Origin of the sequence: Actinomadura sp. 7K534 (genome assembly GCF_004348575.1) — a bacterium.
Classification (GTDB): domain Bacteria; phylum Actinomycetota; class Actinomycetes; order Streptosporangiales; family Streptosporangiaceae; genus Spirillospora; species Spirillospora livida.
Window position 1 is genome coordinate 24,846 of the sequence record NZ_SMKB01000003.1, and the last position, 26,648, is coordinate 51,493.

A 26,648-nucleotide genomic window follows, 5' to 3' on the forward strand; every position below is an offset into this window, starting at 1 on the left:
GTAGAGGTAGGACGAGAAATGCGAGTACGTCGTTTCGGCGCCCTCATCGGGGCGGGGATGGCATTGTCACTGGCGCTTTCCGCGTGTGGCAGCGACACGGAGAAGACCGAGGCCAAGACGGTCCTGCAGAAGGCGCAGGACGACAAGAAGCTGACCATCGGCATCAAGTTCGACCAGCCGGCCCTGGGCCTGAAGAAGCCCGACGGCACCTTCGACGGCTTCGACGTCGACGTCGCCAAGTACATCGCCAAGGAGCTGGGCGTCCCCGAGGACGGCATCACCTTCAAGGAGACGACCTCCGCGAACCGCGAGTCGTTCATCGGCGGCGGCCAGGTCGACCTGGTCGTGGCCACCTACTCCATCACCGAGGCGCGCAAGCAGCAGGTGACGTTCGGCGGCCCGTACTACGTGGCCCACCAGGACACGATGGTCAACGCCGACAACAACGACATCAAGAAGGCCGCGGACCTCAAGGGCAAGCGGCTGTGCAAGGCGGCGGGGTCCAACTCCTTCCGCCGGATCACCGACCCGCCGCCGGACGGCAAGCTCGACATCGACGGCGTCAAGCTGGTCGACGCGCAGAGCTACTCCGAGTGCGTGAGCAAGCTGAAGTCCGGCGCCCTCGACGCGGTCAGCACCGACGACCTGATCCTCGCCGGGTTCGCCAACCAGCAGAAGGGCTCCTTCAAGGTCATCAACGACCCCTTCACCGACGAGAAGTTCGGCGTCGGCATGAAGAAGGGCGACACCGAGACCTGCGAGGCCGTGAACAAGGCCATCGCCAAGATGTACTCCGACGGCGCCGCCGGGCAGTACCTCGACAAGCACTTCGCCGGCACCGGGCTGAAGCTCGTCAAGGAGGTCCCGGCGGTGGAGGGCTGCGCCTGACCGCAGGCGGCGCGCCCGGCCGCGGGCGCCGCTCCTGACCCAGGCCGAGCCCGACCGGTCGCGCCGGTGCGTCCCCGCGAGGACGTGTCCCCCGGGGACGCACCGGCCCGCCCCGACCCCTTGGAACGCCATGGAACAGCTGAGCAATGTTTGACTTCACCCCGTTCTTCGAGAACTCCGGGGAGATCCTCCGGGGGTTCTGGGCGACCCTGCGCCTGGCGGGCGCCGCGGCGGTGCTCTCCCTGATCATCGGCACGGTCATGGTGAGCTTCCGCGTCGCGCCCGTGCCCGTCATGCGCAAGTTCGGCACGGGCTACGTCAACATCGTCCGGAACACGCCGCTCACGCTGGTGCTGCTGATGTGCAGCCTCGGGCTGAACGACATCCTCGCCCTGAAGTTCTCCAGCGTCTCCTCGACGACCTACTACTGGTGGGCGGTCGTCGGACTGTCCGCGTACACCGGGGCGTTCGTGTGCGAGACCCTGCGCTCGGGCATCAACACCATCCCGCTGGGGCAGGCCGAGGCGGCCCGCTCGATCGGGCTGACGTTCAACCAGTCGCTCCGGATGATCATCCTGCCGCAGGCGTTCCGGTCGATCATCGCGCCGATGGGCAGCGTGCTCATCGCCATGATCAAGAACACGACGGTGGCCGCCGCGGCCAGCTACGGTGAGGTCGCGCTGGTGACCAAGACGATCGTCGACAAGCCGACGTTCTCCGACGGCGTGATCCCGCTGTTCCTCGGCGTCGCCATCGGCTTCCTGATCCTCACCCTGCCGACCGGCTACTTCTTCGGCTGGCTGGCCAAGCGGATGGCGGTGGCGCGGTGAGCAAGGAAGCGAACGTCCTCTTCGACATCCCCGGCCCCCGGGCGCAGAAGCGGAACAGGCTGCTGAGCGTCCTGGTGTCGGTCGTGCTCCTCGCGATCCTGGCGGCGCTATGCTGGCGGCTGCAGGACAAGGGCCAGTTCGAGAAGCATCTGTGGACCCCGTTCACCGAGTGGACGGTCTGGCGGCACCTGCTCCTGCCGGGGCTGCTGAACACCCTGAAGGCCGCCGCCGTCGCGACCGTGCTGGCGCTGGTGTTCGGGGCCGTGTTCGGCCTGGCGCGGCTGTCCGACCACTGGTGGATCCGCCTCCCCGCCGGCGCCGTCGTCGAGTTCTTCCGCGGGATCCCGCTGCTGATCCTGATCTTCCTGGCGTTCTTCGTCCCGAACAAGATCAGCCCGGCGATCGCCGAGTCGCAGTTCGGCCAGATCCAGCGGATGTCGGTCGACTACTTCTTCTTCATCTTCGGCGTGGAGAGCAACGCCGGCGTCGTCACCGTGCCCGCGTTCGCCGCGGTCGTGTTCGGCCTGGTGATGTACAACGGCGCGGTGCTCGCCGAGATCGTGCGGGCGGGCGTCCTGGCGGTGCCCAAGGGCCAGTCGGAGGCCGCCTACTCGGTCGGCCTGCGCAAGAACGGCGTCATGCGGCTCGTGCTGCTGCCGCAGGCCGTCACCGCGATGATGCCCGCGATCGTCAGCCAGATCGTCGTCCTGCTGAAGGACACCGCACTCGGGTTCATCATCGCCTACGGCGAGTTCCTCCAGGCCGGCTTCAAGCAGGTCCCCGCGAACTACCACAACAACGTCCTGCAGGCCGGGATCGTCGTCGCGATCATCTACATCGCGATGAACATGTCGCTGAGCCGGCTCGCGACGTGGCTGGAGGGCCGGAGCCGCCGGAGCCGCAAGACCTCGGCCAAGACCCTCGGTACGTCCGGGCCGCCCCCGGCGCCCGGAATGACGCGCCAGGCCACCGGCGAACCCGGGGCCGCCTGACGAGCGCACCCGCCCGCCCTGCGACACGGAGGAGGGCGCCGCCACCCCCCGGGCGGCGCCCTCGACCGTGTTACCGGCGAGTTGGCTGGTGGTCCGCTTGTATCTTTCCGAAGTCAAACGGCCCGTCATCACCCCAACACGTCCCCGTATGCGGGACGATTCCTGGTATGACCGCTCGTGCGACCCTTCCCTATGGCTCATGGCCATCCCCCATCTCCGCGGCCGACGTCGCCCGCGCCCGGCTGCGCCTCAGCTTCCCCACCGTCGAGGGCAGCGACGTGTGGTGGCAGGAGACGCGGCCCGAGGAGGGCGGGCGGACCACGGTCATCCATCTCAAGGGCGGGCACCGCACCGAGCTGCTGCAGGCGCCGTGGGACGCCCGCACCCGCGTCCACGAGTACGGCGGGCGGTCGTACCTGCCGGTCCGCACCGCCGCCGGCCGGTCGATCGTCTTCTCCAACTACGACGACCAGCGGCTGCACCGGCTCGACGAGGGCGACCCGAAGCCGTACCCGCTGACCCCCGAGCCGGCCGTCCCGGCGGGGCTCCGCTTCGCCGACTACGTCCTGTCCCCCGACGGCACGGAGATCTGGTGCGTCTGCGAGGGCCACATCGCCGCGCCGCGGGCCGAGCCCGAGGGCGCCGAGGGTGCGGACGCCCCCGCGGCCGGCGAGCCCGCCACGGGCATCAGGCGCGCGATCGTGGCCGTCCCCCTCGACGGGAGCGCCGCCGACGACGCGGGCGCGATCCGCGAACTGGTCACCGGCGCCGACTTCTACGCCTCCCCCGCCCCGTCACCCGGCGGCGGCCACCTGGCGTGGGTGCAGTGGAACCACCCGCGCATGCCGTGGGACGGCACCGAGATCCGCGTGGCGGCGCTCGAGGACGGCGCCGCGGTCGCGCCCCGCACCGTCAAGGGCGGCCTCAAGGAGTCGGCGCTCGCGCCGCTGTGGCGCGACAACGAGTCCCTCTACGTCATCTCCGACTGGCCCGGCTGGTGGAACATCTACCAGGTCGGCCTGCACGGCGAGTCGCCGCAGGCCCTGTACCCGGCCGAGGAGGAGTTCGCGGGCCCGCTGTGGCAGCTCGGCGGCATGCCGTACGCGCTGCTCGGCGACGGGCGCCTCGCCGTCCTGCACGGCGAGGGCGACCTGCGCCTCGGCGTCTACGACCCGGAGACGCTGGACCTCACCGACCTGGAGGTGCCGTACGGGCACTGGCAGCCGCAGCTGTCCACGGACGGCACGACGATCGTCGGCATCGCCGGCGGGCCCGACCTGCCCACGTCCGTCGTGCGGGTGGACACCACCACCGGCCGCGTCGAGGGGCTGCGCCGCGAGCTGGCCGAGCTGCCCGACGTCGCCTACCTGTCGCGGCCGCGCGCCGAACGGCTGGAGGGGCCGTTCGGGCGTCCCGTCCACGCCTACGTCTTCCCGCCCGCCAACCCGGAGGCCGCCGCGCCGGAGGGCGAGCTGCCGCCGTACGTGGTGTTCGTGCACGGCGGGCCCACGGGGCACGTCTCCACGACCCTCGACCTGGAGCGTGCGTTCTTCACCAGCCGCGGCATCGGCGTCATCGACGTCAACTACGGCGGATCGACCGGCTACGGCCGCGCCTACCGCGAGCGGCTGCGCCGCCAGTGGGGCGTCGTGGACGTCGAGGACGCCGTCGCCGCCGCGCAGGCCCTCGTCGACGGCGGGATCGCCGACCCCGCCCGGCTCGCGATCCGCGGCGGCTCCGCGGGCGGCTGGACGACGCTCGCCGCCATCACCCGCACCGACGTCTTCAAGGCCGCCACGTCCTACTACGGGATCAGCGACCTGCAGAGCTTCGCCGAGGCCACGCACGACTTCGAGTCCCACTACCTGTTCGGGCTGATCGGGCCGCTGCCCGGTTTCGAGCGGGCCTACGAGGAGCGCTCGCCGCTCGGCAGCGCCGACAGGACGGCCTGCCCCGTCCTGCTGCTGCAGGGCCTCAACGACCCGGTGGTGCCGCCCGACCAGTCCGAGCGCTTCGCGCTGGCGCTGGCGGGGAAGAAGATGCCGTACGCCTACCTCACGTTCGAGGGCGAGTCGCACGGCTTCCGCCGGGCCGACACCGTCATCCGCTGCCTGGAGGCCGAGCTGGCGTTCTACGGCCAGACTCTCGGCTTCGAGCCCCGCGGTGTGGAACCGATCCAACTGACGGTCGGCTGATACCCGCCCGTCCGCCCCCGCGCCGGCGGACGGGCCCGGCCGCCCTCAGCCGCCCGCGCCCCGGGGCCGGGCGTCCGCGGGGTCAGCGGGCGAACTCGGTGGCGCGCGACTCCCGGACGACGGTGACGCGGATCTGCCCCGGGTACGTCAGCTCGTCCTCGACCTGCTTGGCGATGTCGCGGGCGATGACCTGGGCCTGGATGTCGTCGACTGCGTCGGGCTTGACCATCACCCGGATCTCACGGCCGGCCTGCATCGCGAAGACCTTCTCGACCCCGGGGTGCTTGTCGCGGGCGATCTCCTCCAGACGCTCCAGCCGCTTGACGTACGCCTCCAGGGACTCCCTGCGCGCCCCCGGGCGGCTGCCGCTGACGGCGTCGGCGGCCTGCGTCAGCACCGCCTCCACCGTGCGGACCTCGACCTCGTTGTGGTGCGCCTCGATGGCGTGGACGACGTCCTCGGGCTCGCCGTAGCGGCGGGCGATCTCCGCGCCGATCAGCGCGTGGCTGCCCTCGACCTCGTGGGTCAGCGCCTTGCCGATGTCGTGCAGCAGCGTCCCGCGCTTGGCGATGTCCACCGGGAGCCGCAGCTCGCTCGCCATGATGCCCGCGATGTGCGCGGACTCGATCAGGTGCTTCAGGACGTTCTGCCCGTAGGACGTGCGGTAGCGCAGCTGGCCGAGCAGCGCGATGAGCTCCGGATGCATGTCGGCGATGCCGACCTCGACCAGCGCGTCCTCACCGGCGCGCACGCACAGCTGCTCCACGTCGCTCTTGCTGCGCTCGTAGATCTCCTCGATGCGCTGCGGGTGGATCCGGCCGTCCAGGACGAGCTTCTCCAGCGTCAGCCGCCCGACCTCGCGCCGCACCGGGTCGAAGCAGCTCAGCAGCACCGCCTCGGGCGTGTCGTCGATGATCAGGTTGACGCCGGTGGTGGTCTCGAACGCGCGGATGTTGCGGCCCTCGCGGCCGATGATGCGGCCCTTCATCTCGTCGCTCGGCAGGTGCAGCACCGACACGACCGACTCGGCCGTCTGCTCGCTGGCGACCCGCTGGATCGCCAGCGTCACGATCTTGCGGGCGCGCTTGTCGCCCTCGGCGCGCGCCGCGTTCTCGATCTCGCGGGTGATCGGGATGGCCTCCCGCTTGGCCTGGTTCTCGATCGCCGCGACGAGCTCCGCCCTGGCCTGCCCGGCGGTGAGGCCGGCCGCGCGCTCCAGGACCTTGCGGCGCTCCTCGGCGACGCCGTCCAGTTCCCTTTCGCGGACTTCGAGGGCCTTCTTGGTCTCGGTGAGCCGCCCCTGCCACTCCTCCAGGCGCCGCAGCTCCCCGTCCAGCCGCTGCTCCCGCTCGGCGAGCCGCGCCTCGCGGCGCTCCAGGTCCTCACGGACGTTCCGCAGGTCGTCGCGGAGGGCCTGGCCCTCCTCCTCGGCCTTCGCGCTCGCGTCGGACGCGATCCGCTGCGCGTCGCGTTCGGCGTTCCCCAGGACCTCTTCGGCGTCCCGTTTGGCCTTGGACCGGATCTCGTCGGCCTCGCTCTGCGCGCGGGCCAGCTCCGCCGCCGCCTTCCCCGCCGTGCCCGGACGCCATAGAACGATGATCACGAGAGCGACCAGGGCCACCAGCAGCGCTGCACCCAGCAGGACGCTCTCCATGAGGTCGATCCTTCCTCGCCGCGGGCCCGTCAGGAGTCCGGACCCTGCCTAGCGAGGATTTACCCGCGCTCATCGGACGGCCGGATGCATGACACCGCCGGGCAGCGCGCTACGCGCCCCCGGTGATTCGGCCGTATCCGGTCGACGAACGTGTCCTGTATGCCTCTCAGCTGCTGGAACGTGCTCGGTCGTATGGCAATCCGCGAGACGCGGAGTAACTCCTCACTGCCGTAACGGTAAGCGGCACGGAGGCAATGAGCAAGCGGTGCTTACTTGCCTTGCCCTTGGCGGGCGGGCTTTGTAAGGCCGGGCGCATCGCGGGGCCGGTGCCGCGGGGCGGGTCAGTCGAGCGGCTCGGGGAGGTCCTCCAGCTCCGCGCCTTCTTCCGCGAGGGCCTCCTTGACGACCCGGTAGGCGAGGGCGGGCGGGTAGCCCTTGCGGGCGAGCATGCCGACCAGGCGGCGCGTGCGTTTGGCGGGGTCGACGCCCCTCGTGGACGGGAGTCTGCGGGCCACGAGGGTGCGGGCGGTCGCTTCCTCCCGGTCGGTGTCGAGGGACTCGACGGCGTCGTTGACGGTTTCGTCCGCGACGCCGCGGCGGCGGAGTTCGTGGGCGAGGGCCCGCCTGGCCAGGCCGCGGCCGGTGTGGCGGGACTGGACCCACGCCTTCGCGAACGCCTCGTCGTCGATGAGGCCGACGTCGGTGAAGCGGCCGAGGACCCGTTCCGCGACGTCGTCCGGGACGTCCTTGCGGCGCAGGGCGTCGGCCAGCTGCGCGCGGGTGCGCGGCGACCTGGACAGCATCCGCAGGCAGATGTCCCGCGCGGCCCCCTCGGGATCCGCCGCGTGCCCGCCCCGCTCGCCGCGGGGCGCCTTGGCGTCGGGGTCATCCACCGGTGGTCGTCCTCACCCGGAGGTGCGGCGGGCGGGCCGTGGGAGCGGCGGCGCCGTCGGGGAAGGTCCGCGCACCGATCGTGCGATGCCGGATAAGGCGCCGCCGCCCTGCATACGAGATCATCGCCCACTCTTCGTCAGGAGTCACCCTTATCGTGGGATTCCCCGTCAGGAATCACCCGGCTTGGCCTTGGCCGTCTTCCGGCCGGCGGTCTTGGCGGGGGCCTCCGGCGGCGCGGGCGCCGCGGCGGCGTCCGGGGCGGCGGGCTCGGCCTCCCGGTCGACCTTCGGGCCGATGCCGAGCTTCTCCTTGATCTTCTTCTCGATGCCGTCGGCCATGTCGGGGTTGGCCTTGAGGAAGTTGCGGGCGTTCTCCTTGCCCTGGCCGAGCTGGTCGCCGTCGTAGGTGTACCAGGCGCCGGACTTGCGGACGAAGCCGTGCTCCACGCCGAGGTCGATCAGGCCGCCCTCGCGGCTGATGCCCTGGCCGTAGAGCAGGTCGAAGTCGGCGACGCGGAACGGCGGGGCCATCTTGTTCTTGACGACCTTGACCCGGACGCGGTTGCCGACGGCCTCGGTGCCGTCCTTGAGCGTCTCGATGCGGCGGACGTCCAGCCGGACGGAGGCGTAGAACTTCAGCGCCCGGCCGCCGGTCGTCGTCTCGGGGCTTCCGAACATGACGCCGACCTTCTCGCGGAGCTGGTTGATGAAGACGGCGGTCGTCTTGGTGGTGTTGATGGCGCCGGTGAGCTTGCGCAGGGCCTGCGACATGAGGCGGGCCTGGAGGCCGACGTGGCTGTCGCCCATCTCGCCCTCGATCTCGGCGCGCGGGACGAGCGCGGCGACGGAGTCGATCACGACGATGTCGATCGCGCCGGAACGGATCAGCATGTCGGTGATCTCCAGTGCCTGCTCGCCGGTGTCGGGCTGGGAGACGAGCAGGGCGTCGATGTCCACGCCGAGGGCGGCCGCGTACTCGGGGTCGAGGGCGTGCTCGGCGTCCACGAACGCGGCGATGCCGCCCTTCTTCTGGACGCTGGCCACGGCGTGGAGCGCGATGGACGTCTTGCCGGAGCCCTCCGGGCCGTACACCTCGACGACGCGGCCGCGGGGCAGGCCGCCGATGCCGAGCGCGATGTCGAGGGAGATCGCGCCGCTGGGGATCACCTCGACCGGCGCCCGCGCCTCCTCGCCCATCCGCATGACCGACCCCTTGCCGAACTGCCGCTCGATCTGGGCGAGTGCGGTTTCGAGAGCCTTCTCCCGGTCGTTCGCTGCCATGTGAGATGTCCTTCTCGTCGTGACTGTCGGCTCTCGGCCGCTGACTGCGATGTCGAGGGCGACGTTACGGCGGGCCTCCGACACTTTGCGAGGCCCGGGCGCGATTGTGGACGACGCCGCGGTACCGGGCCAGCTTACCGAACATAAGTTCGATCATCGGCCGGTTGGGCGATTCGGGTGGGAATCTCCGTGCGTTCCATGGTCCCGACCCCGTACGCTGGCGCCGTCCACGGAGGGTTCCAATCATGACGCTGACCGTTCTCTTCTGCGTCGATCCGATCCACCCTCGGCGCGTTGACCCGCACTTTCTGCGCGAGGCCGCGGCCGTGCGCGACCACTACGGCGAGATCGCCCTGCTCGATCACGACGCGCTCCGCCGCGGCGACGTGGACGACGCGGTCCGGGGAGTGCCCGACGACCTGGGGCCGATCTGGTACCGCGGGTGGATGCTCACCGGAGACGAGTACGCCGCGGTCTTCGCCGCGCTGAAGCAGCGCGGGACGGTGCTGCTCACGCATCCGGACGACTACAGGCGCGCGCACGAGCTGCCGGGCTGGCACGACACGTTCGCCGGGCTGACCCCCCACAGCGTGTGGCGGCCCCTGCGCATCGGCCAGAGCCCCGGCGAGCTGAGCGAGCTGAAAGAGCTCGTACGGCCGCTGCGCGGTGGGCCGGGCGTGGTGAAGGACTATGTGAAGTCGTGCAAGCACGAGTGGGAGGAGGCGTGCTTCGTCCCCGACGTGAAGAACCTCGGGCAGCTTCACGACGTCGCCTCGAAGATGGTCGCGCTGCGGGACGACCATCTGGCGGGCGGTCTCGTCGTGCGCGAGTTCGAGCAGTACGACGGCGAGGGCGAGGCCCGCGTGTGGTGGGTGGACGGTGAGCCGGCGCTGGTCGGCCCGCACCCCGACAGTCCGGGCGTGGAACTGGACCCCGACCTGGACACGGTCGCCCCGGCCGTGCGCGCGCTGGGCTGCCGGTTCATCACGACCGACCTGGCGCGGCGGACGGACGGCGTGTGGCGCGTCGTCGAGGTCGGCGACGGCCAGGTCAGCGACCTGCCGTCGTCCGTGGACGCGATGGACCTGTACGCCCACCTGCCCGTCCCGGACTGACCCGCGCGGAGTCAGGCCACCGCCGCGCGCCGCCTACTGGAGTTTCGAGGGGACGTCGAAGGTGGCGACGACCGCCTGCCAGACCCTCTTGGCCGGTTCCCCGTCGGCGAGGGCCTGTTCGATGGTGCGGCCGTTCAGCTCGGACATGACGTAGTCCTTGGCCACGCTTTGGGCGTAGGTGGCGCCGAACTGCTGGTTCATCCGATCCCAGAACACTGTGAGCCGCACGGTTCCACGCTATCGGACGGCAGGGGGCTCATTCCGCCGCCGTGGCCCGGGGCCGGCCGGACGCACCGTCCAAGGATTCCGAGACCTCTCCTGGGACGGCCGGCGGGGTCCCCTGGCGGTACTGCCGGTGGAGCCCGGTCAGGTAGCGCTCCACGCCCTCGATGACACGGGCCGTCCGGTAAGAGGGGAAGACGTCGAACGCGTGCTGGGCGCCCTTCATCTCGGCGTAGATGACGGGTGCCTCTGAGACTTCCCGGAGGCGTTCGACGAATCGGTGGGCCTCCGCCACGGGGATGAGCGAGTCGCGGTCCCCGTGGATGACAAGGAAGGGCGGCGCGTCCTTGCCGATGTACGTGACAGGGGACGCCTTGGCGTACGCCTCCTGGTTCTCTGCGAAGGGCTTCTTGATGACCATGCGTTCCATGAGTCGAGTGGCGCCCATTGGGCGCGGCCACGGCCCTGGCTCGAAGAGGTTGTAGACGCCGTAGAACGGAACTGCCCCCTGGACGGTGGTGTCGACGTCCTCGAAGCCGGGCTGGAACTCCGGCACGTTCGCGGTCAATGCCACCAGGGCCGTGAGGTGTCCACCGGCTGAACCACCCGTCACGCAGAGAAAGTCAGGGTCGGCCCCGTACTCCTCGGCGTGGTCCCTGTACCAGGCGAGGAAACGCTTGAGGTCGATCAGATGGTCGGGAAAGGTGGCGCGTGGGCTGAGCCGGTAGTTGACGTTGAAGCCCACCCATCCTTGGAGCGCCATGTGGTTGAGCAGCGGCAGGCCCTGCTCACGTTTGTCCCCGATCACCCAGGCGCCGCCATGAATCTGCATGAGCCCGGGGCGCGGCTCACCGTCGGGACGCTCGGCAGCGGGCTGGAAGACGTCCAGCTTCAACCGCAGCCGGCCGTCCTCGTGGAACACGACGTTGCGCTCCACCCGGACGCCCTTGCGGGGGATCAGGCACAGCTGCGGCACGATCAGGTGTGCCAGCGGGTACCGGGGCGCGCCTTCGGGGTCCAGGTCGAGGGGCGCGCCGCTGTCCCGGAGGGTGACGACCGTGCGGCGTGAGGCGAAGATGGTCGCGGCGACGCCCGCGATGCCGAGGATCGCCAGGGCGAACCCGACCCGGCCCGGCCAGCCGTCCAGTCCGCCGAACGCCGCCGTCAGCGCGGTCGCGGCCGCCCAGGTGACGACGACGTGCGGCGCCATCTCGATCGTCAGCCAGCCGCAGAAGAAGCTCGGCGCGAGCAGGAGCGGACTGCGCCGGGGGGCGTGCGCGTTGACGGCGACCAGGGCGAACAGGATCCCGAGGGCGAGCATGACGTAGGGCATGGAGACTCCGGCGGCGGCGAGCGTCTACCCGTAGACCTTGCCCGTACAAGCGCTTGCTTACAATGTGACGCACGCCACGTCCCGGCTCGAACCGTCGAACTGTCGTACCGAGGGGGCACTATGGCGGCATGGGCGGTGACGTGCTCGAACGCTTCTCCCCGGCGACCCGTGAGTGGTTCTCCGGGGCGTTCGCCGCGCCCACCCCCGCCCAGGCGGGCGCCTGGGAGTCGATCGCGAGCGGCGACAACACGCTCGTCGTGGCGCCGACCGGCTCCGGCAAGACCCTGGCCGCGTTCCTGTGGTCCCTCGACCGGCTCGCCACGGGTCCGGTCCCGGAGGAGGCCCTGCGGCGCTGCCGTGTGCTGTACGTATCGCCGCTGAAGGCCCTCGCAGTGGACGTGGAGCGCAACCTGCGCGCACCGCTGGCCGGCATCCGGCACGCGGCGCGCCGCCTCGGGCTGCCCGAGCCGGGCGTCCGGGTGGGGATGCGGTCGGGCGACACCCCCGCCGACGAGCGCCGCCGGCTGGCCGTCAAGCCGCCGGACATCCTGATCACCACGCCGGAGTCGCTGTTCCTGATCCTCACCTCGCGGGCGCGCGAGTCGCTCCGCGGGGTCGAGACGGTCATCGTGGACGAGGTGCACGCGGTGGCGGGCACCAAGCGGGGCGCGCACCTGGCGCTGTCCCTCGAACGCCTCGACGCCCTCCTCGAACGGCCCGCCCAGCGGATCGGCCTGTCGGCGACGGTGCGGCCCACTGACGAGGTGGCGGCGTTCCTGGGCGGGCCGAGGCCCGCGGCGGTGGTCCAGCCGCCTTCCGACAAGGTCTTCGACCTCGACATCGTCGTCCCCGTGGAGGACATGGGCGAGGTGGGGCGGTTCGTCGACGACTCGGGCACGGCCGACCCCCGCCAGCGCAGCATCTGGCCCCACGTCGAGGACCGCCTGCTCGACCTCATCGAGGCCCATCGCTCGACGCTCGTGTTCGCCAACTCGCGGCGGCTGGCCGAGCGCCTGTGCGGCCGCCTGAACGAGCTCGCCTACGAGCGCGCCACCGGCGACGCCCTCCCCGAGGACCACGCCCCGGCGGCCACCATGGCTCAGGCGGGCACGGCCAGGGGGGCGCCCCTGGAGATCGCCCGCGCGCATCACGGTTCCGTCTCCAAGGAGGAACGGGCCGGTATCGAGAACGCCCTCAAGGAGGGCCGGCTACCGGCCGTGGTCGCGACGTCGAGCCTCGAACTGGGCATCGACATGGGCGCCGTCGACCTCGTCGTCCAGGTGGAGTCGCCGCCGTCGGTGGCCAACGGCCTCCAGCGGGTCGGACGCGCGGGCCACCAGGTCGGCGCCGTGTCCAAGGGCGTGATCTTCCCCAAGTACCGGGGGGACCTCGTCCAGACGGCGGTGGTGGCCGAGCGCATGCGGGGCGGCGAGATCGAGGAGCTGCGCTACCCGCGCAACCCGCTCGACGTCCTCGCCCAGCAGATCGTCGCCATGGTCTCCATGGACGAGTGGACCGTCGACGATCTGGAGTCGCTCGTCAAGCGCGCCGCCCCCTACGCCACGCTCCCCCGCTCGGCACTTGAGGCGACGTTGGACATGCTGGCCGGGCGCTACCCGAGCGACGAGTTCGGTGAGCTGCGCCCGCGCCTGGTGTGGGACCGCGTCACCGGCGTCCTGCACGACCGCCCAGGGGCGCAGCGCCTCGCCGTGACCAGCGGCGGGACGATCCCCGACCGCGGCCTGTTCGGCGTCTTCCTGGTCGGCGAGAAGGCGTCCAGGGTGGGGGAGCTCGACGAGGAGATGGTGTACGAGTCGCGCGTCGGAGACGTGTTCGTCCTCGGTGCCAGCTCGTGGCGCATCGAGGACATCACGCCCGACCGCGTCCTCGTCTCGCCCGCTCCGGGCCAGCCCGGGAAGCTGCCGTTCTGGCACGGCGACACCCTCGGGCGCCCCGCCGAGCTGGGGCGCGCGCTCGGTTCGTTCACCCGCGAGCTGGCCGGGCTCCCCGCCGGCGACGCCCGCGAGCGCGTCTCCGCCGCCGGCCTCGACGCGTGGGCGTCCGCCAACCTCGTGTCGTACGTGGGCGAGCAGCGGGAGGCGACCGGGCACGTCCCCGACGACCGGACGATGGTGGTCGAGCGGTTCCGCGACGAGCTCGGCGACTGGCGGATGGTCGTCCACTCCCCGCTGGGCGCCCGCGTGCACGCGCCGTGGGCCCTGGCCATAGCGGGCCGCCTGCGCGAACGGTACGGCGTCGACGCGCAGGCCATGCACGCCGACGACGGCATCGTCATCCGCATTCCCGACATGGACGAGCCCCCGGGGCTCGACCTGGCCGTCTTCGACGCCGACGACATCGAGCGCATCGTCGTGGACGAACTGGGCGGCTCGGCCCTGTTCGCGGCCCGGTTCCGCGAGTGCGCGGCGCGTTCGCTGCTGCTCCCCCGCCGCCGCCCTGACCGGCGCATGCCGCTCTGGCAGCAGCGCCAGCGCGCCGCGCAGCTGCTGGCCGCCGCGAGCAAGTACCCGTCGTTCCCGATCGTGCTGGAGACGATGCGCGAGTGCCTGCAGGACGTGTTCGACGTCCCCGGCCTGGTGCAGCTGATGCGCGACGTGTCCGGACGCAGGATCCGCATGGTGGAGGTGGAGACGCCCGAGCCGTCCCCCTACGCCCGCTCGCTGCTGTTCCACTACGTCGGCGCGTTCATGTACGAGGGCGACTCCCCCCTCGCCGAACGCCGCGCGCAGGCGCTCGCGCTCGACTCGGCGCTGCTGTCCGAGCTGCTCGGCCAGGCCGATCTCCGCGAGCTCCTCGACCCCGAGGCCGTGGCCGACACCGAACGCGAACTGCAGCGCCTCGCCGCCGACCGCCGCGCCCGCGACCTGGAGGGCGTCGCCGACCTCCTGCGCGGCCTCGGCCCGCTCACGACGGCGGAGGCGGCCGAGCGCACCCTCCCCGCGGACGCGCCGGACGGCGCCGCCGACGTGCTCGTGCAGGTGTCGCGGTGGCTGGAGGAGCTGGAGGCGACGCGGCGGGTCATCCGCGTCAGGATCGCCGGGGAGGAGCGCTGGGCGGCCGTCGAGGACGCGGGCCGGCTCCGCGACGCGCTCGGCGCGCCGCTGCCCGTGGGCGTCCCCGAGGCGTTCCTCGAACCGGTGGACGACCCGCTCGGCGACCTGGTCTCCCGGTACGCGCGCACGCACGGCCCGTTCCGCGCGGGCGCGCCGGCCGCGCGCTTCGGGCTGGGCGTCGCCGTGGTCGCCGAGACGCTGCGGAGGCTGGCGGGCGCGGGACGCGTCGTCGAGGGCGAGTTCCTGCCCGTCGAGACCGTGACGGGCCCGCTGACGAGCGAGTGGTGCGACACGGGTGTGCTGCGGACGCTCCGCCGCCGGTCCCTGGCCCGGCTGCGCGCCGAGGTGGAGCCGTCCCCGCCGGAGTCGCTCGGCCGTTTCCTGCCCGCCTGGCACGGCATCGCGGGCGGGTCGCGGCTGCGCGGCATCGACGCGCTCGTCCAGGCCGTCGAGCAGCTGCAGGGCGCCGCCGTGCCCGCGTCGGCGCTGGAGTCGCTGATCCTGCCGTCGCGGGTCCCGGGCTACACCCCGGCCATGCTGGACGAGCTGACCTCCGCGGGCGAGGTCGTGTGGGCGGGCCAGGGCGGCCTGCCGGGTGGTGACGGCTGGGTGGCGCTCTACCTGGCCGACACTGCCCCCCTCCTCATGCCGGAACCCGCCGAAATCACCCTGACGCCCGCCCACCAGGCCGTGCTCGACGCGCTCGGCGACGGCGGCGCGCTGTTCTTCCGCTCCCTGTCCGACCGGGTGAACGCGCACGTGACCGCCGCCGACGCCGATCTCGTCACCGCCGTGTGGGACCTCGTCTGGGCCGGGCATCTCACCAACGACACGCTGGCCCCGCTGCGCGCCGCGCTCGGCTCGGGCCGTCCGACGCACCGCTCCCGGACGACCCGGCGCGGCCGTCCCGTCCTGCCGTCCAGGACGGGACCGCCCACGGTCGCGGGACGCTGGTGGACCCTCCCCGGACGCGAGGCCGCCGCGACCCTCCGGTCGCACGCGCTCGCGGAGGCGCTGCTGGAGCGGTACGGCATCGTCATCCGCGGCGCGGTCGCGGCGGAGCGGACGCCGGGCGGGTTCTCCGCCGTCTATCCGGTCCTGCGCGCGTTCGAGGAGACCGGCCGCTGCAGGCGCGGCTACTTCGTCGAGGGCCTCGGCGCGGCCCAGTTCGCGCTGCCGGGCGCCGTCGACCGGCTCCGCGCGCTCCGGCCGGCGCAGCCCGCTCCCCCGGACGACATCTCCGCGCTCTGGGAGACGCCCTCCAAATCTGACGGCCGTGCCCTCGTCCTGGCGGCCGCCGATCCGGCGAACCCGTACGGCGCGGCGCTGCCCTGGCCGGAGCGCGACGACGAGGTCGCGAGCGGGCACAAGCCGGGCCGCAAGGCGGGGGCGCTGGTCGTGCTCACCGAGGGCCGGCTCGTCCTCTATGTCGAGCGGGGCGGCCGTTCGCTGCTGACCTGGGACGACGATCCCGGCATCCTGCAGCCGGCGGTGGACGCGCTCGCGCTCGCGGTCCGGGAGGGCGTCCTCGGGAAGCTGACGGTCGAGCGCGCCGACGGCGCGGCGATCGCCGACTCGCCGCTGGCCGCCGCGCTGGAGTCGGCGGGCTTCCACCCGACGCCCCGCGGGCTGCGGCTGCGCGCCTGATCCGCCGGGCCCCGCAGCGCGACGGCGACGGCGGCGCCGCACACCAGGACGCCGAGGAGCGAGAGCGGGGTCAGGGTGCTGCCGAACAGCAGCCAGCCGAAGACCATCGTGGTCGGCGGGGTGAGGTACAGCAGCGCCGAGACCCGGGTGACGCCGGTCCGGCGGACGTTGACCCAGTACAGCCCGTACCCGCCGAACATCGCGACGGCGACCAGAATGGCGATGGCCGCCCAGAAGACCGGCTCGGCGGGCGGGACGAGCGTGCCCTCCGCGCCCGCGAGACCGGAGAACAGGACCGTGGCGACGACGGCCTGCACGGCGAGGGCCTCGGGCAGCGCGATGGCCGGGCGGGCGCGCCGCTCCACGAGGGTCGCGGCGACCAGCGCGAGCATCGCGCCGAACGGGAGCAGGTACGCCCAGGCGGGGGCGCCGCCGCGCAGGTCGCCGCCGACGACGAGGGCCACCCCGGCGAGGCCGGCGGCGAATCCGGCGAGCTGCCGCCGGGTGATCGGCTCGCCGAGGAGCGGGACGGCGACGGCGACCGCGACGAGCGGCTGGAGGGCCGCGATCAGGCTGCTGATGCCGGCGGCGACGCCGTGGTCGACCGCCGCGAAGACGCCGTACAGGTAGCCGCCCTGCCCCAGCGTCCCGATGACGGCGTGCAGGGCGAGGTCCCGGGGCGGGATCCGGCGGCGGCGCCAGGCCAGCAGGGCGGCGAGCAGCACGGCGGCGACGATCATCCGCCAGGCGAGCAGCGCGCTCGCGGGGGCCGCGCCGGTGCCGAGCTCCGCGCCGATGAAGCCGGAGCTCCAGGTGACGACGAAGGCGGCGCCGAGCAGGGTGTCCGGATGGCGCACTGCCATGATCTCTCCCCCAGGTATACATACCGGTATAGATACATGGTAGCTATACCGGTATGTATACTTGTGGTGTACTCCGAGGGAAGGGGACCGCATGCCCGGCACCATGCCCGCCGGCACCGCGCAGGACCGGCCGCTCACACCCGCCGCCCGGCGCGTGCTCCAGGCCGCGAACGAGCTCTTCTACGAGCGCGGCATCGGCTCGGTCGGCATGGAGCTGATCGCCGCCCAGGCGGGGGTCACCAAGAAGACCGTCTACGACCGGTTCGGCTCCAAGGACGCGCTGATCCTCGCCTACCTGCGCGCCCGCGACGAGCGCTGGCGCGAGTTCCTGACCGGCCGGCTCGCCTCCGTCCCGGACGCCCGGGAGCGCGTCCTCGCCACGTTCGACGCCCTCGGCGACTGGCTGAGCACCGAGTCCGCGCGCGGCTGCTCGATGGTGAACGCCTGCGCCGAACTGCCCGACCCGGGCCACCCGGTCCACGCGGTCGCCGCCGGGCAGAAGGCATGGATCAGGGACCTCTACGCCGGCCTCACCGGCGACGCGGCCGGCGCCCTGGCCGACCAGCTCCTCATCCTGCACGAGGGCGCGGTGGTCGCGTTCAGCGTCGGCGGCGTCCGCGACGCCGCCGTGAAGGCCCGCGCCGCCGCCGACGCGATCCTCCCTGACACGGGCCTCCCTGACACGGGCCTCCCGAACACGGGCCTCCCTGACACGGGCCTCCCGAGCGGCCGCTGACGGGTCAGCGGCGGCGGCCCTTGAACATGTTGATCAGGCCGCGCAGGGCGCGTTCGTCCAGCGAGCCGAAGGGGTTGTCGTGGACGAGGTACGTCCACGTCGCCGACGGCCGCTTGAGCCCCGCGGAGTCGAGGTCGATGCCGTCCGCGGAGGCGGTGAGCGCCTCGAACGCGGCGACCGAGCGCTTCCGGGCGTCGCCGAGGAGCCGCTTGCCCGCCGGAACCGCCTCCCGGTTGAACTCGACCAGCGGGTCGAGGCCGCGGCCGAGCGACCGCAGGTGGATGCCCTCGCGGAGGTCCGCGAGGTAGGCCAGGTGCTCGGCCCAGCAGCGGTCCAGCTGGTACAGGACGATCTGCCGCGCCGCGGCCGCCACCGCGTCCGCGCCCGCGATCCCGGTCAGCTCGGCGTGGTGCCCGGCGGCCTCCGCCGCCATCGTCCGGTCGGCGGCGTCGCCGTGCAGGACGGCGTCGCGCTCCGCGAGCAGCTCGCCGCGCTGCAGGCCGATCAGGTGGTTGTACCGCCAGGTGTTGCGGTGCAGTTCGAGGTCGACGCCCTCGGCGACGCGCTGGGCGTGCCCGACGATCCAGTGGGCGCCCTTGTCGGTGATGAGCCCGTCGTCGTCCGAGGCCGCCTTCGGCCGCTCGTCGGGCGCGTAGCGGGTGACGAGGTCGTCCTGGAGGCTGGTGAAGAACACCGAGCCGCCGGGGTCGCCCTGGCGTCCGGCGCGGCCCCGGAGCTGGTCGTCCAGGCGGCTGCTGTGGTAGCGGCCGGTCCCGATGACCAGGAGGCCGCCCGCCGCCGCGACGCGGTCGTGGTCGCTCCCCCCGGCCTCGGCGGAGGCGGTGCCGGGGGCCGCGGGCGCGCCGCCGGTCCCCCGCGCGGGGCTGCCGCCGAGGCGGATGTCGGTGCCGCGCCCCGCCATCTGGGTGGAGACGGTGATCGCGCCGTACGCCCCGGCCTCGGCGATGATCGCGGCCTCCTCGGCGTCGTTCTTGGCGTTGAGCACGACCGGGTCGAGGCCGGCGCGGCGCAGCCGGCGCGCCAGCCGCTCGGACTCGGCGACGTCGCCGGTGCCGATCAGCACCGGGCGGCCGCCGGCGTGCGCCGCGGAGATCTCCTCGACGAGCGCGACCTCCTTGTCGGCGGAGGTCGCGTACAGGCGGTCGGGCCGGTCCTCGCGGACGCAGGGCGTGTTCGGCGGGATCACCGCGATCTGCAGCGAGTAGAACTCGGTGAGCTGCGGCGCGACGGCCATCGCCGTGCCGGTCATGCCGCACCGGACGGGGTAGCGCCCGATCAGCTCCTGGACGGTGATCGAGTCGAGGATCTCGCCGCTGGGCGACGCCTCCAGGGCCTCCTTCGCCTCGACCGCGGCCTGCAGGCCGTCCGGCCAGCGCTGCAGCAGCGCCACCCGTCCCCGCGACTCGCTGATCAGCTTCACCGCGCCGTCCCGGACGATGTAGTCCACGTCCTTGTGGAGCAGGACCTCGGCGTGCAGGGCCACGTTCACGGCGGTGAGGGTGCGCAGGTGCTCGGGCGCGTAGAGGTCGACGTCCAGGACCCGCTCGACCTCGCGCGTCCCCTCCGCCGTGAGCTGGACGTTGCGGGCCTCCTCGTCGGTGGAGTAGTGCAGGCCGGGACGCAGCCGGCGGACGAGGTCGGCGTACCGGGGGTCGGCGGAGTCGAGGTCGGCGGCGCCCGCGAGGACGAGCGGCACCATCGCCTCGTCGACCAGCACCGAGTCGGCCTCGTCGATCAGCGCGACGGCGGGCTCGGGCTGCACGATGCCGTCCGGGTCGGTGGCGAGCCGGTCCCGGAGCAGGTCGAAGCCGATCTCGCTGACCGGCGCGTACGTCACGTCGGCCCGATAGGCCGCGCGCCGCTCGGCCGGCGTGGACGACTGGCCCACCCAGCCGGCCGTCACGCCGAGCAGCTCGTACAGCGGGCCCATCCACTCGGCGTCGCGGCGCGCGAGGTAGTCGTTGACCGACATGACGTGGACCTGGCGGCCGCGCAGCGCGTACCCGGCCGCGGCGAGGGCGCCGGAGAGCGTCTTGCCCTCGCCGGTGGCCATCTCCGCGACGTGCCCGGACAGCAGCGCGAGCGTCCCGATGAGCTGCACGTCGAACGGCCGCTCGCCCAGCGCGCGGCGGGCGGCCTCCCGCCCGAGCGCGCAGAGTTCGGCGAGGTCCTCCTCCTCGCGGAGGACGGCCACGGCGGCGGTCAGCTCGGCGTCGGTGAGCTCCTGGACCCGGGACTCGCGCCGGCCGGCCTCCGCGACCAGGGCGCGGAACGGCGCGAGGTCGATGCTCCCCGGCTTCTGGACGAGCCGCCGCAGCCGGTCACGCAGCGCCATGGCGCCGCCTCAGTTCGTCGGTCACGGGTTCTCCCACGGCGGGTACGGTACTGCGGTCCCCTCCATGATCCCAGGGCGCCGCCCCCGGGTCGCCCCGGTGTGCTCTCCGCACTTGGTCTGATCCCGATTTCATTCCTCAGACGGATCCGCCGGCCCCCTCCCGTTTGGAAGCATGAGTGCATCACGGGGTTTGCGGTGGCAGGGCGAGACGCCACCGCGGAACGGGGTTTCGCATGACACCTACGGCACGCAAGGCGGCCGCGATCCGGCGCAAGCGCCAGGTCATCAGCCGGACGGTCCTCGACCGTGCGATCACCGACCCGCGGCGGCACCCGCCGCGGCCGGTGGCGGCGGCAGCCAAGTAGAACACCGCCAAGGAGCACGACAGGAACGTTCCATCGAGCGCCCCCACAGGGTGGGGGCGCTCTTCGCTTCCCTAGGACTCCCCCGACGCCGAGAAGACGTCGTCGCGCGCCCGTTCGAGCGCCGCGTGCAGGGCGCCGCGCAGGACCGGATTGCCCTCCACCTCGGTCACCGCAACGGTCGGGCGGGTCGGGCTCATACGTCCGACGATCTCCTCGATGCGGGTGGCGAGGGGCTCCCCGCCGGCTCGGCCGAGGCTCCCGGACAGCACGACGAGCCCGGGGTCGAGGACGATGTTGACCGACGTCACGCCGTAGGAGATGCGGCGGGCCAGGTCGTCCAGGAACGCGCCGCCGCGGTCCTCGTCGGCCGCGGCCGCGCGGACGCACTCCACCGCGGTCGGCTCGGTGATGCCGTGCTCGTGGGCGAGGGCGCGGACCCCGTCCGCGCCGACCAGCGCGCCGTAGCCGCCCGCGAGGGTCGGGATCCCCCAGGACGTCGACTCGGTCACGCCCTCGTCGGCCGGGCCGCGCCGGGCGGCGCCGAGCGGCAGCGGCGCCCCGGGGACCGGCAGGTAGCCGATCTCCCCGGCGCCGCCGGAGCGGCCGCGGTGCAGCCGCCCGCCGAGCGTCACCGACATGCCCATGCCGCGGTCGAACCACATGAGGGCGAAGTCCTCGGCGTCGCGCGCGGCGCCGTACGCGCGCTCGGCGATGGCGGCGAGGTTCACGTCGTTCTCTATCGTCACCGGCCGCCGCAGGTCGGTCCGCAGGGCGGCGAGGACGCCCTCGTGCCAGGCGGGAAGGTCGAAGGAGAACTGGACGTCGCCGGACCTCGGGTCGACGACGCCGGGGGTGCCGATGACGAACGCGTTCAGCTTCGACAGCGCGACCTTCGCCGAGCGGCACGCCTTGACCACGGCGCTGTGCACCATCTTCACCGGCTCGTCGGCGCCGTTCGGGTCGACGGTGACCTGGGCGGCGATGTTGCCGGTGATGTCGGCGACGCCGGCGGTGACCCCGTCCGGCCCCACCTCCAGGCCCGCGACGTAGGCGCTGGACGGGACGACGGCGTACAGGGCGGCGTTCGGCCCGCGCCCGCCCGCCTGCGAGCCGACGACCGCGACGAGCCCGCGGTCCTCCAGCCGGGACAGCAGCTGGGACGCGGTCACCTTGGACAACCCGGTGTGCTCGCCGATCTGCGCGCGGGTCAGCGGCCCCTGCTCAACGAGCAGGTCCAGCGCCGCGCGGTCGTTGAGTTCACGCAGCAGCCTCGGCGTTCCCGGGCGGTTGGCGGCCATGCGATACCCCTCGAAGTCTCAATCCGCTAACGAGCAGTTTTGTTTAGGAAAGTTTCTTGTTAGTTTACGCCCAAGCGCCAACTGGTCCGCACCCCGGGCAGGGGGCGCTCGCAGAGCGCCGACTGGCGAGCAGGGCGCCCGCGTGCGATGCGAACGCGAGAGGGGCATGGCTGGGACCCTAAAGGGTCCGGGCCGTCCCCACTCGCACCGCAGGCCACCAGGCCGCGCGAGGCGATGCCGGAAAGGATCCCCCAGTGAAGTTCATCAAGGTTGCGGCCGCGGCGGCCGCGATCGCCCTGGCCGCCACGGCCTGCGGCGGCGAAGACGGCGACGGGGCGGACGCGGGCAAGGACCCCGCGCAGCTCAAGGTCTGGATGATGGGCGAAGGAACCCCGGAGCAGACCGAGTTCCTCGACGCCGTCGAGGCCGACTTCAAGGCCGAGCACCCCGACACCGACGTCCAGATCAAGTACGTGCCGTGGCCGCAGGTCGCCACCACGTTCCAGAAGGCGGCCGCCGGGGGCGAGGGCCCCGACGTGACCGAGATCGGCAACACCGACGTCCAGTCCCACATCGCCCAGGGCAACCTCGCCGACATCACGGACGAGTTCAAGGGCTGGGCCGACGGCAAGACGCTCAACAAGACCGCCCTCGGCAACGACCAGGCGGACGGCAAGACCTACGCGGTGCCGTGGTACGGCGGCGTGCGCGGCGTCTGGTACCGCACCGACTGGTTCCAGGAGCTCGGCATCCAGCAGCCCAAGAACTGGGCCGAGCTGACCGCAGCGGCGAAGAAGATCCAGGACGAGAAGAAGGTCCCGGGCATCGGCGTCCCGAGCGACCAGACCAACGCGCTGCTCAGCTTCATCTGGGGCAACGACGGCACCGTCGCCGTCCAGGACAACGGGCAGTGGAAGGGCCGGCTGGACCAGCCGCAGGCCGTCGAGGCGGTGAACTTCTACGCCGGGCTCGTCGCCAAGGAGAAGGTCGCCCCCGAGAAGTACATCGGCAAGAACGAGCTGGACGGACCCCAGCGCGACTTCGCGCTCGGCAAGCTCGGCATGTACTTCGACGGCAGCTGGGCGCTCAAGGAGATGAAGAAGATCGCCGACAAGGACGCCGAGAAGTGGGGCGTCTTCCCGATCCCGACCAAGGCGGGCGGCAACGCGCCGGTCATGGCGGGCGGGTCCGACCTCGGCGTCTGGGCCGACAGCGAGGCCAAGGCCGCGGCCTTCGACTACATCACGATCCTGAACAACGCCAAGCACGCCAAGGCGTGGGCCGACTACAGCGGCTTCTCGTCCATGCGCTCGGACGTGAAGTTCTCCGACCCGAAGCTCGCGGTGTTCACCGACATCGCCGCCAACACCCAGTTCCCGCCGATCAGCGCCGGCTGGGGCGAGTTCGAGCAGGCCAAGAAGGTGCTGCCGAACGCGGTCAAGGCGATCATGCAGGGCGCACCGGCCGAGGCGGAGCTGAAGAAGGCGAACGAGCAGGCCAATACGCTGCTCAACGCGTCGTAGCCCGCCGCCTCGTCACCTCGGCTGATCGGACCGTCCATGCTCGACACCGCTCCCGCGGTGCGGAAGCCGCCCGGCCGGAGAACCTCCGGCCGGGTGCGCCTCCGCCGCAGGCCCCGACTCGGGCCCTACCTGCTGATCGCGCCCACCGTCGCCGTGATCGCCGTCCTGATGTTCTGGCCGATGATCCAGATCGGGATCATGTCGTTCCAGAAGGTCGGCAACCGCCAGCTGCGCGGCGAACCGGCCGAGCAGGTGGGCACCGGGAACTTCGAGAAGATCCTCAACGACCCGTTCTTCTGGCAGACCCTCAAGCACACCGTGCTGTTCGCCGCCGTCGCGGTGACCCTCACCCTGGTCATCGGGACGCTGGTGGGGCTGCTGCTCAACAAGCTCGGCAAGCGGATGTCGGCCTTCGTGGCCGGCGGCGTGATGATCGCGTGGGCGACCCCGCCGGTCACCGCCGCGATCATCTTCTCCTGGCTGTTCGGCTCGACCGGCGGCCTCGTCAACTGGACGCTGGACCTGCTGCCCGACGCCCTCGTCGGCGGCGGGTGGAGCGACCACAACTGGTTCGCGACGCCGCTGTCCACCTACACGGTCCTCACCGTGTGCGTCGTCTGGCAGGCGTGCCCGTTCATCGCCGTGTCGGTCCTGGCGGGGCTGAAGAGCGTGCCGGGCGAACTGTACGAGGCGGCCCGGGTGGACGGGTCGGGGGCGTGGCGGACGTTCTGGAGCATCACCTACCCGATGCTCAAGCCGATCTTCCTCGTGCTGGTCGTCATGTCGATCATCTGGGACTTCAAGGTCTTCACCCAGCTGTTCATCATGTCCGGGATGGCGAACCGCGACGCGTTCAACCTGTCGCTCTACGCCTACTCCGAGGCGTTCGGCTCGCTGAATCCGAAGCTCGGCATGGGCTCGGCGATCGCGCTGGTGCTGACGGTCATCCTCCTCGTGGTGACCGCCCTGTACGTGCGCGTCATGGTGCGGCAGGGAGAGACCAAATGAGACTCACGACCGCGAAGCGGCCGGGGGGTGCGGGGGGTCGTCCCCCCACAATGAGACGGCTGACCCGCAAGATCCTGCTGAACGGGACGGGGCTGCTCGTCTTCGCCCTCGCGGTCTTCCCCGTCTTCTGGATGGCGTCGACCGCGTTCAAGCCGAACACCGAGATCTTCAGCACGACACCGAAGCCCTTCCCCGTCAACCCGACGCTGGAGCACTTCGACCTCGTGCTGAACGGCCGCATCGCGGAGGTCTCCTTCTGGGAGTACTTCCGCAACAGCGCACTGCTGGCCGTCGCCACCGTCCTCGTGTCGGGCCTGCTCGCGCTGATGGCCGCGACCGCCGTGGCCCGCTTCCGCTTCCGGTTCCGCACGACCTTCCTCGTCATGCTGATCGTGGTGCAGATGGTGCCGCTGGAGGCGCTGGTCATCCCGCTGTTCCTGGACCTGAAGACGCTCGACCTGCTCAACAGCCTCGGCGGGCTCACGCTCGTCTACATCGGCTTCGCCGTGCCGTTCGCGATCTGGATGCTGCGCGGGTTCGTCGCCGCGGTGCCGCGCGAGCTGGAGGAGGCCGCCGCGATCGACGGCGCCGGTCCGGTCCGGACGTTCTTCACCGTCATGCTCCCGCTCGTCGCCCCCGGACTGGTGGCGACCAGCATCTTCTCCTTCATCACCGCCTGGAACGAGTTCATCTTCGCCTACACGTTCCTGAACGACCAGGACAAGTACACCCTCCCGATCATGCTGCAGTTCTTCTTCGGCCGCAGCGGCAACGCCTGGGGGCCCATCATGGCAGCGTCCACGCTGCTCACCATTCCCGTCATCGCCTTCTTCCTCCTCGTCCAGCGCCGCATGGTGTCCGGCCTCACCGCCGGGGCGGTGAAGGGGTGACGACCGACGACATCGCGACCGCGCCGGACATCGCCCGGCTGGCGCGCGGCACGCTGCTCCCCTCCTTCCCCGGCGCGACCGCGCCCCGCTGGCTGCTGGACGAGCTGGAGGCCGGCCTCGCCGGCGTCACGCTGTTCGCCCTCACCGGCAACGTGCCGAGCCCGGAGTCGCTCGCCGCGCTCACCGCGCGGCTGCGCAAGGCCGGCGACCCGTTCGTGGCGATCGACGAGGAGGGCGGCGACGTCACCCGCCTCGGCGGCCACCGGTCGGGCAGCCCCTACCCGGGCAACGCCGCGCTCGGCGCCGTCGACGACCCGGAGCTGACCCGGCGGGTCTACCGCTCGCTGGGCGCCGAGCTGGCCGAGGTCGGCGTCAACGTCAACTTCGCGCCGTCGGTGGACGTCAACACCGCCGACGACAACCCCGTGATCGGCACCCGCTCGTTCGGCTCCGACCCCGGCCTCGTCGCGCGGCACGCCGCCGCGTCCGTCGCCGGGACGCAGGAGGCGGGCGTCGCGGCGTGCGCGAAGCACTTCCCGGGCCACGGCGCCACCGTGGACGACTCCCATCTGTCCGTCCCGCTCGTCGACGCCGGCCTGGACCTGCTGGAGCGCCGCGAGCTGGTGCCGTTCCGGGCGGCGATCGAGGCCGGCACCGGCGCGGTGATGACCGGGCACCTGAACCTGCCCGCGATCACCCGCGGGGTCCCGGCGACGCTGTCCCCCGAGGCGATCACCGGGCTGCTGCGCGAGCGGCTCGGCTACCGGGGGGTGATCGTCACCGACGCGCTCGACATGGCGGGCGCGAGCGGCGCGATCGGCATCCCGGAGGCGTCGGTGCGGGCGCTCATCGCGGGCGCCGACCTGCTGTGCCTCGGCCCGAACGAGCACGCCGAGACCGTCCGGGCGACGCTCGCCGCCATCGGCGCCGCCGTGCGGGCCGGGCGGCTGTCGCCGGAGCGGCTGCGGGACGCCGCGGAGCGCACCGGCCGGCTCCGGGAGTGGCTCGCCGGTCGGCCGCCCGCCGCGGTCGACCGCGCCGCCGGGCTGGAGGGCGCCCGCCGCGCCGTCCGGGTGCGGGGGTCGCTGCCGGGCTGGAACGGGGCGCCGCTGGTCGTGGAGACGGAGTCGGCGGGGAACATCGCGGTCGGGCCGACCCCGTGGGGCCTGCACCCGTGGGCGCCCGACGCCGTCCGGGCCGACGGGGCGGACGGGACGGCCGAGCGGGTGCTCAAGGACGCCGTCGGGCGCGGCCTGGTGGTCGTCCTGCGGGACGCGCACCGGCACGCGGGCCAGCGGGCCCTCACCACGGCGCTGCTGACCGCCCGGCCCGACACCGTGGTGGTGGAGATGGGCCTGCCCATCTGGCGCCCCGAGTCGGCCGTCTACGTCGCCACCTACGGCGCCGCCGCCGCGAACGCCCAGGCGGCGGCCGAACTGCTGGGGCTCTGCTAGCGGACGGCGGCCGAACCCGAGTGGTCCGATC

General features: G+C 72.4%; 19 protein-coding genes and 1 pseudogene. 12 read left to right on the top strand and 8 right to left on the bottom strand.

Annotation, left to right across the window (positions count from 1 at the left end):
* The first annotated feature begins 18 nt into the window (after positions 1-18).
* The 4 genes from E1266_RS01230 (at position 19) to E1266_RS01245 (ending at position 4,905) form a co-directional block, all read left to right on the top strand.
* On the top strand, positions 19-888 hold the full coding sequence (locus E1266_RS01230; protein ID WP_132042780.1) for a glutamate ABC transporter substrate-binding protein: 870 nt from the start codon (positions 19-21) through the stop codon (positions 886-888).
* 146 nt (positions 889-1,034) lie between these two features.
* On the top strand, positions 1,035-1,718 hold the full coding sequence (locus tag E1266_RS01235) for an amino acid ABC transporter permease (RefSeq protein WP_132042782.1): 684 nt from the start codon (positions 1,035-1,037) through the stop codon (positions 1,716-1,718).
* Complete coding sequence (locus E1266_RS01240; protein WP_132042784.1) at positions 1,715-2,710, top strand: amino acid ABC transporter permease; 996 nt, start codon at positions 1,715-1,717, stop codon at positions 2,708-2,710. The genes E1266_RS01235 and E1266_RS01240 overlap by 4 nt, the downstream gene beginning before the upstream one ends.
* Before the next feature lie 167 nt (positions 2,711-2,877).
* The gene (locus E1266_RS01245; RefSeq protein WP_132042786.1) at positions 2,878-4,905 is read left to right on the top strand and encodes a prolyl oligopeptidase family serine peptidase; all 2,028 of its coding nucleotides are present in this window, start codon (positions 2,878-2,880) and stop codon (positions 4,903-4,905) included.
* An 82-nt stretch (positions 4,906-4,987) separates the two neighbouring features.
* Here the strand turns inward: E1266_RS01245 and rny are convergent, their stop codons facing one another.
* The 3 genes from rny to recA form a co-directional block, all read right to left on the bottom strand.
* Positions 4,988-6,559 carry a ribonuclease Y gene (gene rny / locus E1266_RS01250; protein ID WP_132042788.1) on the bottom strand — a complete coding sequence of 524 codons (1,572 nt, stop codon included), beginning with the start codon at positions 6,557-6,559 and terminating at the stop codon, positions 4,988-4,990.
* A gap of 341 nt (positions 6,560-6,900) precedes the next feature.
* Positions 6,901-7,452 (bottom strand): regulatory protein RecX, encoded by a 552-nt coding sequence (locus E1266_RS01255; RefSeq protein WP_243718161.1) that lies wholly within the window; start codon positions 7,450-7,452, stop codon positions 6,901-6,903.
* A 168-nt stretch (positions 7,453-7,620) separates the two neighbouring features.
* Positions 7,621-8,733 carry a recombinase RecA gene (recA, locus tag E1266_RS01260; protein WP_132042790.1) on the bottom strand — a complete coding sequence of 371 codons (1,113 nt, stop codon included), beginning with the start codon at positions 8,731-8,733 and terminating at the stop codon, positions 7,621-7,623.
* 245 nt (positions 8,734-8,978) lie between these two features.
* Here recA and E1266_RS01265 point away from each other — a divergent pair, with 245 nt between their 5' ends.
* Positions 8,979-9,848: an ATP-grasp domain-containing protein gene (locus E1266_RS01265; protein ID WP_132042792.1), complete on the top strand. Its 870-nt coding sequence runs from the start codon at positions 8,979-8,981 to the stop codon at positions 9,846-9,848.
* A 33-nt stretch (positions 9,849-9,881) separates the two neighbouring features.
* Here the strand turns inward: E1266_RS01265 and E1266_RS01270 are convergent, their stop codons facing one another.
* A complete protein-coding gene (locus tag E1266_RS01270) occupies positions 9,882-10,076 on the bottom strand; it encodes a DUF3046 domain-containing protein (RefSeq protein ID WP_132042794.1) in 195 nt (64 codons plus the stop codon).
* A gap of 28 nt (positions 10,077-10,104) precedes the next feature.
* Positions 10,105-11,403 (bottom strand): alpha/beta hydrolase, encoded by a 1,299-nt coding sequence (locus E1266_RS01275; protein ID WP_132042796.1) that lies wholly within the window; start codon positions 11,401-11,403, stop codon positions 10,105-10,107.
* A gap of 128 nt (positions 11,404-11,531) precedes the next feature.
* Here E1266_RS01275 and E1266_RS01280 point away from each other — a divergent pair, with 128 nt between their 5' ends.
* On the top strand, positions 11,532-16,124 hold the full coding sequence (locus E1266_RS01280) for an ATP-dependent helicase (protein ID WP_132042798.1): 4,593 nt from the start codon (positions 11,532-11,534) through the stop codon (positions 16,122-16,124).
* Between the two features lie 26 nt (positions 16,125-16,150).
* Here the strand turns inward: E1266_RS01280 and E1266_RS01285 are convergent.
* A pseudogene (locus E1266_RS01285) lies at positions 16,151-17,092 on the bottom strand (DMT family transporter); the annotation flags it as partial.
* Here E1266_RS01285 and E1266_RS01290 point away from each other — a divergent pair.
* Positions 17,079-17,723 (top strand): TetR/AcrR family transcriptional regulator, encoded by a 645-nt coding sequence (locus E1266_RS01290; protein ID WP_243718162.1) that lies wholly within the window; start codon positions 17,079-17,081, stop codon positions 17,721-17,723. The pseudogene E1266_RS01285 and the gene E1266_RS01290 sit on opposite strands and share 14 nt — an antisense overlap.
* Positions 17,724-17,727: 4 nt before the next feature.
* Here E1266_RS01290 and secA2 read toward each other — a convergent pair whose 3' ends face one another.
* Positions 17,728-20,079 (bottom strand): accessory Sec system translocase SecA2, encoded by a 2,352-nt coding sequence (gene secA2 / locus E1266_RS01295; protein WP_132042800.1) that lies wholly within the window; start codon positions 20,077-20,079, stop codon positions 17,728-17,730.
* Between the two features lie 233 nt (positions 20,080-20,312).
* On the opposite strand from secA2, the gene E1266_RS39800 reads away from it, so the two are divergent.
* Positions 20,313-20,444: a hypothetical protein gene (locus E1266_RS39800; protein ID WP_279436293.1), complete on the top strand. Its 132-nt coding sequence runs from the start codon at positions 20,313-20,315 to the stop codon at positions 20,442-20,444.
* A 71-nt stretch (positions 20,445-20,515) separates the two neighbouring features.
* Here E1266_RS39800 and E1266_RS01300 read toward each other — a convergent pair whose 3' ends face one another.
* Positions 20,516-21,742 carry an ROK family transcriptional regulator gene (locus E1266_RS01300; RefSeq protein ID WP_132042802.1) on the bottom strand — a complete coding sequence of 409 codons (1,227 nt, stop codon included), beginning with the start codon at positions 21,740-21,742 and terminating at the stop codon, positions 20,516-20,518.
* Between the two features lie 254 nt (positions 21,743-21,996).
* On the opposite strand from E1266_RS01300, the gene E1266_RS01305 reads away from it, so the two are divergent.
* Genes E1266_RS01305 through E1266_RS01320 form a run of 4 tightly spaced genes read left to right on the top strand, consistent with a single transcriptional unit; the run spans position 21,997 to position 26,617 of the window.
* The gene (locus E1266_RS01305; protein ID WP_132042804.1) at positions 21,997-23,265 is read left to right on the top strand and encodes an extracellular solute-binding protein; all 1,269 of its coding nucleotides are present in this window, start codon (positions 21,997-21,999) and stop codon (positions 23,263-23,265) included.
* Between the two features lie 36 nt (positions 23,266-23,301).
* Entirely contained in the window at positions 23,302-24,273 is a 972-nt protein-coding gene (locus E1266_RS01310) for a sugar ABC transporter permease (RefSeq protein ID WP_132042806.1), read from the top strand.
* Between the two features lie 50 nt (positions 24,274-24,323).
* Positions 24,324-25,163 carry a carbohydrate ABC transporter permease gene (locus tag E1266_RS01315; RefSeq protein WP_243718163.1) on the top strand — a complete coding sequence of 280 codons (840 nt, stop codon included), beginning with the start codon at positions 24,324-24,326 and terminating at the stop codon, positions 25,161-25,163.
* Complete coding sequence (locus tag E1266_RS01320) at positions 25,160-26,617, top strand: glycoside hydrolase family 3 N-terminal domain-containing protein (RefSeq protein WP_243718164.1); 1,458 nt, start codon at positions 25,160-25,162, stop codon at positions 26,615-26,617. Before E1266_RS01315 ends, E1266_RS01320 begins: the two co-directional genes overlap by 4 nt.
* Positions 26,618-26,648 lie beyond the last annotated feature (31 nt).